This window comes from Ilyobacter sp. (assembly GCF_041583315.1).
In the GTDB taxonomy this organism is placed as follows: Bacteria; Fusobacteriota; Fusobacteriia; order Fusobacteriales; family Fusobacteriaceae; genus Ilyobacter.
Genome location: NZ_JBFHGC010000041.1, coordinates 1 through 9296 on the forward strand (window position 1 = coordinate 1; position 9296 = coordinate 9296).

Annotated in this window: 12 protein-coding genes; 11 read left to right on the forward strand and 1 reads right to left on the reverse strand. The window is 37.1% G+C overall.

The window, feature by feature from the left end; all coding sequences use genetic code 11:
* A partial coding sequence (locus tag ABZA26_RS02670; RefSeq protein ID WP_372712990.1) for an isochorismatase family protein occupies window positions 1-128 on the reverse strand: 128 nt, incomplete at its 3' end.
* A 288-nt stretch (window positions 129-416) separates the two neighbouring features.
* On the opposite strand from ABZA26_RS02670, the gene rpsB reads away from it, so the two are divergent.
* The 11 genes from rpsB to ABZA26_RS02725 form a co-directional block, all read left to right on the forward strand.
* A complete protein-coding gene (rpsB, locus tag ABZA26_RS02675) occupies window positions 417-1163 on the forward strand; it encodes a 30S ribosomal protein S2 (RefSeq protein ID WP_372712979.1) in 747 nt (248 codons plus the stop codon).
* A 111-nt stretch (window positions 1164-1274) separates the two neighbouring features.
* Complete coding sequence (gene tsf / locus ABZA26_RS02680) at window positions 1275-2162, forward strand: translation elongation factor Ts (protein ID WP_372712980.1); 888 nt, start codon at window positions 1275-1277, stop codon at window positions 2160-2162.
* A gap of 64 nt (window positions 2163-2226) precedes the next feature.
* Window positions 2227-2943: a UMP kinase gene (pyrH, locus tag ABZA26_RS02685; protein ID WP_372712981.1), complete on the forward strand. Its 717-nt coding sequence runs from the start codon at window positions 2227-2229 to the stop codon at window positions 2941-2943.
* A gap of 64 nt (window positions 2944-3007) precedes the next feature.
* Window positions 3008-3568 carry a ribosome recycling factor gene (frr, locus tag ABZA26_RS02690; RefSeq protein WP_372712982.1) on the forward strand — a complete coding sequence of 187 codons (561 nt, stop codon included), beginning with the start codon at window positions 3008-3010 and terminating at the stop codon, window positions 3566-3568.
* Between the two features lie 284 nt (window positions 3569-3852).
* A complete protein-coding gene (locus tag ABZA26_RS02695; protein WP_372712983.1) occupies window positions 3853-4557 on the forward strand; it encodes an isoprenyl transferase in 705 nt (234 codons plus the stop codon).
* The gene (locus ABZA26_RS02700) at window positions 4547-5371 is read left to right on the forward strand and encodes a phosphatidate cytidylyltransferase (RefSeq protein WP_372712984.1); all 825 of its coding nucleotides are present in this window, start codon (window positions 4547-4549) and stop codon (window positions 5369-5371) included. The genes ABZA26_RS02695 and ABZA26_RS02700 overlap by 11 nt, the downstream gene beginning before the upstream one ends.
* A gap of 52 nt (window positions 5372-5423) precedes the next feature.
* Window positions 5424-6572 (forward strand): 1-deoxy-D-xylulose-5-phosphate reductoisomerase, encoded by a 1149-nt coding sequence (locus ABZA26_RS02705; RefSeq protein ID WP_372712985.1) that lies wholly within the window; start codon window positions 5424-5426, stop codon window positions 6570-6572.
* An 86-nt stretch (window positions 6573-6658) separates the two neighbouring features.
* Entirely contained in the window at window positions 6659-7330 is a 672-nt protein-coding gene (locus ABZA26_RS02710) for a dTMP kinase (protein ID WP_372712986.1), read from the forward strand.
* 25 nt (window positions 7331-7355) lie between these two features.
* A complete protein-coding gene (locus ABZA26_RS02715) occupies window positions 7356-7604 on the forward strand; it encodes a hypothetical protein (RefSeq protein WP_372712987.1) in 249 nt (82 codons plus the stop codon).
* Window positions 7605-7648: 44 nt separating this feature from the next.
* Window positions 7649-8671 (forward strand): RIP metalloprotease, encoded by a 1023-nt coding sequence (locus tag ABZA26_RS02720; RefSeq protein ID WP_372712988.1) that lies wholly within the window; start codon window positions 7649-7651, stop codon window positions 8669-8671.
* A gap of 34 nt (window positions 8672-8705) precedes the next feature.
* A partial coding sequence (locus ABZA26_RS02725) for an aminotransferase class III-fold pyridoxal phosphate-dependent enzyme (protein ID WP_372712989.1) occupies window positions 8706-9296 on the forward strand: 591 nt, incomplete at its 3' end.

Consider the following 9296-nt stretch of genomic DNA (forward strand, 5'->3'; position numbering starts at 1 on the left):
CCTTTTTTCCTAAATTTATCGATTAGATCATTTATAACCGGAATTATTTTTGCAGAATTTTTTACTTCTAAACTTCCACCCTCACAAAAATCATTTTGAACATCTACAATCAAAAGTGCTTTATTCATATATCCCTCCTTTAAAGAAGCCAAGAAAACATTTGATATTTATTCCAGGTTTATAATGCTCTATTATAGATTAATATAAATAATTTTAAATTTCAAATTAAATAATAAATTTATTAAATTTCCGTGTAAAATCAATTGGAATCATTGACAAAAGAGATGGTTGATGGTATACTGAAGCGTTGTTTAAATACACACATTGGTTATTTCTAGGGATGGTGTCTGCAAAAGCAGATCTCCTAGTTTTGAGGCCAATGGAAGAAAAAACCAAATTATCTAGGAGGAAAAAAAATGGCAGTAGTAACTATGAAACAACTACTTGAGGCTGGAGTACACTTCGGTCACCAAGCAAAAAGATGGAACCCTAAGATGGCTAAGTACATCTTTACAGAGAGAAACGGAATTCACGTAATCGATTTACACAAATCACTTAAGAAAATAGAAGAGGCTTACTCGGTAGTAAGAGGAATCGCTGCTGACGGCGGAACAGTACTTTTCGTAGGAACAAAAAAGCAAGCTCAAGATTCTATCAGAGAGCAAGCTGAAAGAGCAGGAATGTACTACATAAACAACAGATGGTTAGGTGGAATGCTTACTAACTTTGAAACTATCAAAGCTAGAGTAGAAAGATTAAAAATGCTTGAAACTATGGATCAAGACGGAACTTTAGACGATTCTTATACTAAAAAAGAAGCTGCTCAACTAAGAAAAGAGCTTGCTAAACTTTCTAAAAATCTTTCTGGTATCAAAAACATGAAAAAGCTTCCAGCAGCTATATTCGTAGTTGACGTAAAGAAAGAAGCTCTTGCAATCACAGAAGCTGTTAAACTAGGAATACCTGTAGTTGCTATGGTGGATTCAAACGTAGATCCTGATCCAATAACATATCCTATCCCTGCAAATGACGATGCAATAAGATCTGTAAAACTTATGTCTACAATCGTTGCAAATGCAGTTATCGAAGGGAACCAAGGAGCTGAAGCTGAAAGAGCAAAAGCTGCAGAAAAAACAGTAATAGAAGAAGGATCAGCTGAGTAATAGCTGACTAAACATATAAAATAAAGGATTGAGTACTTAAATCGGTACTCAATTCTTGTATTGATTTATATAATCAAAAAGAAATTAAAACTCACTAGGGAGGAAAAATAAATGGCAGTTATCACAGCTAGTATGGTAAAAGAGCTAAGAGAAAGAACTGGTGCTGGAATGATGGATTGTAAGAAAGCACTTACAGAAAAAGATGGAAACATGGAAGTAGCTATCGATTACCTTAGAGAAAAAGGTATGGCTAAGGCAGCTAAAAAAGCAGGAAGAACTGCAGCAGAAGGACTTGTTTTTGACGGTGTTTCAGCTGACAACAAAACTGCAGTATTAATAGAGTTCAACTCAGAGACTGACTTCGTTGCTAAAAACGAGGCTTTCATAAACTTTGGAAAAAAGCTTGTAGAAGTAGCTCTTAACAACAATATAAATACAGTTGAAGAGCTTAAAGCTGTAGAAATAGATGGTAAAACTGTAGAAACATTAATAACTGAATTAATAGCTAAAATTGGTGAAAATATGAACCTTAGAAAAGTAGAAAAAGTTACTACTGAAGGTTTTGTTGCTACATACAGCCACTTAGGTGGAAAATTGGCAGTAATCGTAGAACTGTCCGGAGAAGCTACAGATGAAAACAAAGAAAAGGCTAACGGAATCGCTATGCACGTAGCAGCACTTGATCCAAAGCACTTAGACGCGTCTGAAGTAACTACTGATGACCTTGAGAGAGAAAAAGAAATAGCTAGAAAGCAGCTTGAAGCTGAAGGTAAACCAGCTCAGATCATAGAGAAAATTCTTGTAGGTAAAATGAACAAGTTCTATGAGGAAAACTGCCTAGTTAATCAAATATATGTAAGAGCAGAAAATAAAGAAACTGTTGAGAAGTTTGCTGGAGATATCTCTGTACTTTCGTTCAAAAGAATGAAAGTAGGAGAGGGAATCGAGAAAAAAGAAGAAGATTTCGCAGCAGAAGTTGCAGCTCAAATTAACGGATAATAGTTAAAAATTATAGGGGATGCAGCTGCATCCCTTTTTTTTAAAATAACTGGGAGGTTAGCAGATGAAACCTGTATATGAGAGAGTTCTCTTAAAGCTTAGCGGAGAAGCTTTGATGGGAGACCAGGAGTTTGGAATTTCTTCAGAAGTGATAGGGTCTTACGCAAGACAGATAAAAGAAGTTGTAGATCTTGGAGTAGAAGTTGCTATTGTAATCGGAGGCGGAAATATATTCAGAGGCCTGTCTGGTGCAGAACAAGGTGTAGACAGAGTGACAGGAGACCATATGGGTATGCTTGCTACTGTGATAAACTCCTTAGCACTTCAAAATTCAATTGAAAAAATAGGGGTACAGACCAGGGTACAAACAGCAATAGAGATGCCTAAAATTGCAGAACCTTTCATAAAAAGAAAAGCTCAAAGACATATGGAAAAGGGCAGAGTTGTAATATTTGGTGCAGGAACAGGAAATCCTTACTTTACAACAGATACTGCTGCTGCTCTCAGGGCGATAGAGATCAATGCTGACGTGGTAATAAAGGCAACGAAGGTAGACGGGATCTACGATAAAGACCCTGTAAAACACAGTGATGCCAAGAAATATGAGACGGTTACTTACACAGAGGTTCTTAACAAAGACCTAAGGGTAATGGATGCCACGGCAATATCACTCTGCAGGGAAAATAATCTTCCAATTATTGTATTTAATTCTTTACTAGAGGGTAATATAAGAAGAGTTATAACTGGTGAAGAGATAGGAACAACTGTAGTAGAAGGATAATTTTTTTTAAATATCTTGAAATTAATTTGAAAACAAATAAATGATATTATATGGGAGGTAATAAATGTCTGCACAAGAAATAATGAATGAATGTAGAGAAAAAATGGATAAAGCTATCGAGTCTACTAAGCACAAATTTGCATCAATCAGAGCAGGAAGAGCAAACGTGTCAATGCTAGACGGAATAAAAATAGAGCAGTATGGATCTGAGATGCCTTTAAATCAGGTAGGTAATGTATCAGCTCCAGAAGCCAGACTTCTTGTAATAGATCCTTGGGATAAGTCTCTGATCCCCAAAATAGAGAAAACAATCATGCTGTCAAACCTGGGGCTAACTCCAAATAATGACGGTAAATTAATAAGACTTCAAATACCAGAGTTAACTGCTGACAGAAGAAAAGAGTATGTTAAACTGGCAAAGACAGAGGCTGAAAATGGTAAAATAGCAATAAGAAATGTAAGAAAAGATATCAACAACCACCTCAGAAAATTTGAGAAGGATGGAGATATAACTCAGGACGAGTTAAAGGCATTTGAGGATGATACTCAGAAGATAACAGACGACCACATCAAGTTGGTGGACGAGTTATTGAAAAAGAAAGAAAAAGAGATAACTACTGTATAAAAATAAGAAGTTTTGATATACGAGATATTAAGTTTTATAATAGTTAGAAGTCCAGCCTCTAAAGCCGGGCTTCTATTTTAATTTTATTGCAAAGAATCAGATAAAAAAATCATATTTTTGAAGCCGGTTTTGGGATTAATTATTGTGATGGTATTTTTTTAAAATTAACTATAGAATTTGTTAGAGAGTTTGTTTTTAAGTATTCCCACAGGACTATTGCCTGTGGAAAAAACATTCTAAATATGATAGAATATAATGTAATTTAAAAAAAAGGCGGTAATTTTGTGTCAGGTTCGGAAAAAAAAGTACCAAATCATATAGCTATAATAATGGATGGAAACGGAAGATGGGCAAAAAAGAGAGGTCTTCCCAGAACTATGGGTCACAGAGCAGGAGCCAAGGCTCTTAAAAAAATTCTGACTCATGCAGGAGAGCTAGGAATAAAATATCTGACAGTATACGCATTTTCTACGGAGAACTGGAAGAGACCTAAAAAAGAGGTAGACACTCTTATGAAACTCTTTAAGGAGTATCTGAAAAATGAAAAAAATACCATGATGAAAAATGGTGTGAGGCTCATGGTCTCTGGAAAAAAAGAGGGTGTGAGCAGAGAGCTTCTTGAAGAAATAAGCAAAACAGAGAAATTGACTAGAGACAACGACAGAATAACCCTTAATATAGCTTTTAATTACGGCGGAAGATCAGAAATCGTCGATGCAGTGAATAAAATAATAAAAGAAGGTCTAACCGAGGTAACAGAAGAAAGTTTTGCTAAATATCTCTACAGTGATATACCTGATCCTGAGCTGCTCATAAGAACAAGCGGAGAGCTGAGAATATCAAACTTTCTCCTGTGGCAGATAGCATATTCAGAACTGTACATTACAGATCTGGCATGGCCTGACTTTGACGAGAGGGAACTGGAAAAAGCACTGGGGACATATATGAAAAGAGAGAGGCGATTTGGAGGATTAAATAATGAAGAGTAGACTAATTGTAGCTGTACTTGGAATACCGATATTGATCTACATACTTTTGAGTGGAGGGCTGCTTCTTCTACTTTTTGCAAATGTAATAATCGGAACTGCTCTTTATGAGTTCTACAGCATGATGGAAAAATCAGGCAGGAGTCCCCTGAAGAAACTTGGTATAATTACAGGACTTTTGATACCTAATTTTACTTATATCTATATGACTGGGCATTCCTTCGGAGAATTTCTGCCACTTATTATTTCCCTCGGAATAATTCTTTTGATAGTCAGCAGAATTTTTGAAAATCGTTCTGAAGGGGCAAGTGCAGATATAGGTGGAACGCTTTTGGGAATAATGTATATATCATTTCTTTTTTCTCATATAATTGCTATGAGTTTTCTTCCTCAGGGCAACCTATGGGTTTTGACGGCTCAGCTCATGGTTTGGGTCTGTGACTCATCTGCCTATTTTGTAGGGCTTTCCACAGGAAGAAAGTTTTTTAAAAGAGGTCTCAGCGACATAAGTCCCAAGAAATCAATAGAGGGGACACTGGGAGGAGTATTTTTTACTGTTCTCACACTGGGGATAATAAGGTATTTTTTCTACCTCAAAGACAGCAATCTCTCTTTTACAGGTGTGCTGGCTATAGGTATTTTTGTAAGTGCAATGGCTCAGATAGGAGACCTGGGAGAGTCATTGTTTAAACGTGATTTTAAGATAAAAGATTCTGGTAATCTGCTAGGAGGACACGGAGGGATACTGGACAGATTTGACAGTATGATATTTGTGGTGCCTACGATGTTTTATCTGCTGAAAATATTATTTGTTTAGAAAAATCAAAGGCAGCCAAAGCTGCCTATTTTCTTCATTAGGGGGTAAATTAATGAAAATGATAACAATACTTGGTTCTACAGGCAGCATTGGAACAAATGCCCTTGAAGTAATAAGAAACAGCAAAGAAAATTTTAAGGTTCTGGCAATGAGTGCTCACAGTAATCATGAGCTACTACTTGAACAGATAGAGGAGTTCTCTCCGAAATATGTATCTATAGGAACTGAAGTCGGATACAGAGCGATAAAGGACAAGTACCCTGACCTGGTAACATACAGAGGAGAAGAAGGGCTGAAAATACTAGGTGGATTAGAGGAAGCGGATACTGTGCTCACAGCAGTGAGCGGATCTGTGGGGATAGAGGCTACAATAGAAGCTGTAAAAAAAGAAAAGAGAATAGCTCTTGCAAATAAAGAAACAATGGTGGCAGCCGGAGACCTCATAAATAAACTGATGGAAGAGTATAGAGGTGCAGAAATAATACCTGTAGACAGTGAACACTCGGCTATATTTCAGTCTATGCTTGGTGGGAGAAGAGAAGAGGTAAAAAAAATAATAATAACAGCCAGCGGAGGAACATTCAAAGGCAAGAGCCTGGAAGAACTGGAAAATGTAACTGTGGAAGAAGCCCTGAAGCATCCTAACTGGTCAATGGGGAAAAAGATAACCATAGATTCTTCTACTCTTGTGAACAAGGGTCTGGAAGTAATAGAGGCACATCAGCTTTTTAAAGTTCCTTATGAAAGTATAGAGGTTCTGGTGCACCCTCAGAGTATAGTCCACTCTATGGTCGAATTTCATGACACAACAGTTATGGCACAACTGGGAGCTCCTGACATGAAGGTTCCTATACAATATGCATTTACATATCCAGAAAGAAAAGAAAATCACAGCTTCGGTAACCTGGATTTTAAAAAGATATCAAAACTTACATTTGAAGAGCCGGATCACGGAATTTTTAAGGGGATTGAGTATGCCTTTGAAGCTGGCAAGACAGGAAAATCTATGCCTGCTGTATTTAATGCTGCCAATGAAGTTGCAGTGGAACTATTTTTAAAGGGGAAAATAAAGTTTTTAGAAATATATAAGATACTGAGGGAAGCAATGGACAGGCATACTCCTGTGGAAATAATTGATTTTGAAACCATAAAAAAAGTAGACACAGAAACCAGGAACTGGGTGATGGCTAATTTTGCATAAAATTATTAAATTATTTTAACAGTAATTTAATATGAATGTTGTAAAATACAGTTGTGATGGTCTAGTCAAATCAGAAAGGAAAATTGATGGGAAAACTGATAGTAATAGAGGGAACAGATTCTAGCGGGAAACAGACTCAGACAGAAATTTTATATGAAAAATTAAAATCAGAGGGAATAAAAGTAAAAAAGATATCATTTCCAAATTATGACAGCCCTGCTTCGGAACCTGTGAAGATGTATTTAGCAGGAGAGTTCGGAGAGAAGGCAAATGATGTAAATCCCTACCCTGTATCGACAATGTATGCAGTAGATAGGTATGCCTCTTTTAAAAAGGACTGGGAGCATTTTTATTCGGAAGAAGGGGTAGTCATAACGGACAGGTATACAACTTCAAACATGGTTCATCAAGCTTCTAAATTTACAGACCCAGGGGACAAAGCCAAGTATCTAGAATGGCTTGAAGATCTTGAGTATGAAAAAATGGAGATTCCAAGGCCGGATGTTGTTTTTTTTCTAAATATGCCGGTAGATGTAGCTCAGAAACTGATGTCTGAAAGAAAAAATAAAATAACCGGAGAAACTGCAAAGGATATTCACGAGAAAGATGTGGATTACTTAAAAATGTCCCATCAAAACGCATGTGATATAGCCGAAACATACCACTGGAAAGAGATAAAGTGTGTAAAAAACGGCCAGCTGAAAAATATAGAGGAGATTTCAGAGGAGATTTTTGAAGCGGTGAAGGGGATACTATAATAATCTCTAAGAGGAGGTGTTATAGATGAAAAAATTGACTGTGTTGTTTATGGTGTTAATATTGGCAGCCTGTGGATCTATAGAGATCAAAGAATCAGCAGGGGATGAGGAGAGATTTTCAAGAAGGCCTGCAAGTGAGGAAAAAGTAATCTATTCAGAATTTAATCTGGAAGAGGGAGTAGCCCCACTTTACAAAGAGCAGTTTGTGCCTAAATATGACTACAGACCAGAGACAGAAAGCAGCGACTCCATGCTTGAAAATTTGAACAAATAGAAGAAATGTTTTTATTGCTTAGAATGGATTAACCTGGAGGATTTATGAATGTTTTGATAACAATACTAATACTAGGAATTATAATATTTATTCATGAGTTGGGGCATTTTTTAGCTGCGAAGTTTTTTAAGATGCCTGTTTCGGAATTTTCCATTGGGATGGGTCCGAAGCTTTATTCCTACGAAGGGATCGAAACAACTTATTCTGTGAGGTCGATTCCTGTGGGTGGATTTGTGAATATAGAGGGGATGGAAGTGGATAGTGAAGTGGAAGACGGCTTCAACACCAAATCCCCTTTTTCACGTTTTATAGTTCTTTTTGCAGGAGTATTTATGAACTTTTCTCTTGCCTTGGTTATAATATATTTTATGGTAGTTTCCGGTGGAAAGATGATTCAGAGTGAGGAGGCAGTGATAGGAAATGTAATGGAAACCTCCAATGCCTATGAACTTATTCTTCAGGGAGACAGAATATTTGAGATCAACGACAGGGAGATTATAGACTGGAATGATATAAGTGAGGTAATCAAAGAAGAGGCAGGGGAGATACCTTTAAAAATAGAGGTTTTAAGAGATGGGGAAGAAATGACCTTTGTCGTAGAACCAATATATGAGCCTGGGAGAGAGCAACCGCTTCTCGGGATACTGCCTGAATACACCGTAGAAAGATACGGCTTAATAGAGAGCTTTAAAGTCGCAGCAGGAGTTTTTAAAGACCTGTTTATACAGATAATCAGTGGCTTAAAACTTCTAGTGACAGGAAGAGTAAAGGCTGATGATATAACCGGTCCTGTGGGAATGGTAAAAGTAGTAGGAGAGGCCTCAAACGGGGGGGCATCGCTTCTTGTATGGCTCACAGCCCTTCTTTCAGTAAATATAGGAATATTTAATTTGCTTCCGTTTCCGGCTCTTGACGGAGGAAGAATAGTGTTTGTTGTATTGGAACTTTTGGGCGTAACTGTCAATAAAAAACTTGAAGAAAGGCTTCACATGGCAGGAATGATAGTACTTATAGGACTTATACTTTTTATAACAATGAATGATGTATTCAATCTGATATCAGGATGAAAACAGAATCTAAATACTTGGAGGTAGCTTAATAATGGTGAAAATGGAGGACATGAATCTATGGTATCCTTATGCTCAAATGAAAACAAAGGATGAGAATCTGCATGTGGAATGGGCAAAGGGAATGAAAATCAAGGTAAAAGACGGAGAAGAATTACTAGACGGAGTAGCATCTTGGTGGTGTGCTTGTCATGGATACAGCAATGATGAGCTGAATAAAGCAGCGATGGAGCAAATGGAAAAATTTTCCCATGTAATGCTTGGGGGACTCACTCATGATCCAGTCAAAAATTTGGCAAAAAAACTAGTAGAGATAACTCCGAAAGGTCTGAACCATGTGTTTTTCTCTGACAGTGGTTCTGTGGGAGTTGAAGTAGCTCTGAAAATGGCTATTCAATATTTTTCGAACAAGGGTTATGAGAACAAAATTAAAATAGTAGGTCTTAATGGAGGGTACCACGGAGATACATTTAAAACAATGGAAGTGGGAGACGATCCAGCTTATCACGGGGCGTTTTCAAACCTCTTTAAAGACACTTATCATATAGAAAGACCAACAGGTGGTTATGATGCTTCTGAAGAGACCGTAGAGAAGGATGTAGCGAAGCTAGAGGAGCTCCTAAAG

What these genes read in the sequence shown, in the direction of transcription:
- rpsB (WP_372712979.1), top strand. Translation starts at nt 417, where the DNA reads ATGGCAGTAGTAACTATGAAACAACTACTTGAGGCTGGAGTACACTTC.
- tsf (WP_372712980.1), top strand. Translation starts at nt 1,275, where the DNA reads ATGGCAGTTATCACAGCTAGTATGGTAAAAGAGCTAAGAGAAAGAACT.
- pyrH (WP_372712981.1), top strand. Translation starts at nt 2,227, where the DNA reads ATGAAACCTGTATATGAGAGAGTTCTCTTAAAGCTTAGCGGAGAAGCT.
- frr (WP_372712982.1), top strand. Translation starts at nt 3,008, where the DNA reads ATGTCTGCACAAGAAATAATGAATGAATGTAGAGAAAAAATGGATAAA.
- ABZA26_RS02700 (WP_372712984.1), top strand. Translation starts at nt 4,547, where the DNA reads ATGAAGAGTAGACTAATTGTAGCTGTACTTGGAATACCGATATTGATC.
- ABZA26_RS02705 (WP_372712985.1), top strand. Translation starts at nt 5,424, where the DNA reads ATGAAAATGATAACAATACTTGGTTCTACAGGCAGCATTGGAACAAAT.
- ABZA26_RS02710 (WP_372712986.1), top strand. Translation starts at nt 6,659, where the DNA reads ATGGGAAAACTGATAGTAATAGAGGGAACAGATTCTAGCGGGAAACAG.
- ABZA26_RS02715 (WP_372712987.1), top strand. Translation starts at nt 7,356, where the DNA reads ATGAAAAAATTGACTGTGTTGTTTATGGTGTTAATATTGGCAGCCTGT.
- ABZA26_RS02720 (WP_372712988.1), top strand. Translation starts at nt 7,649, where the DNA reads ATGAATGTTTTGATAACAATACTAATACTAGGAATTATAATATTTATT.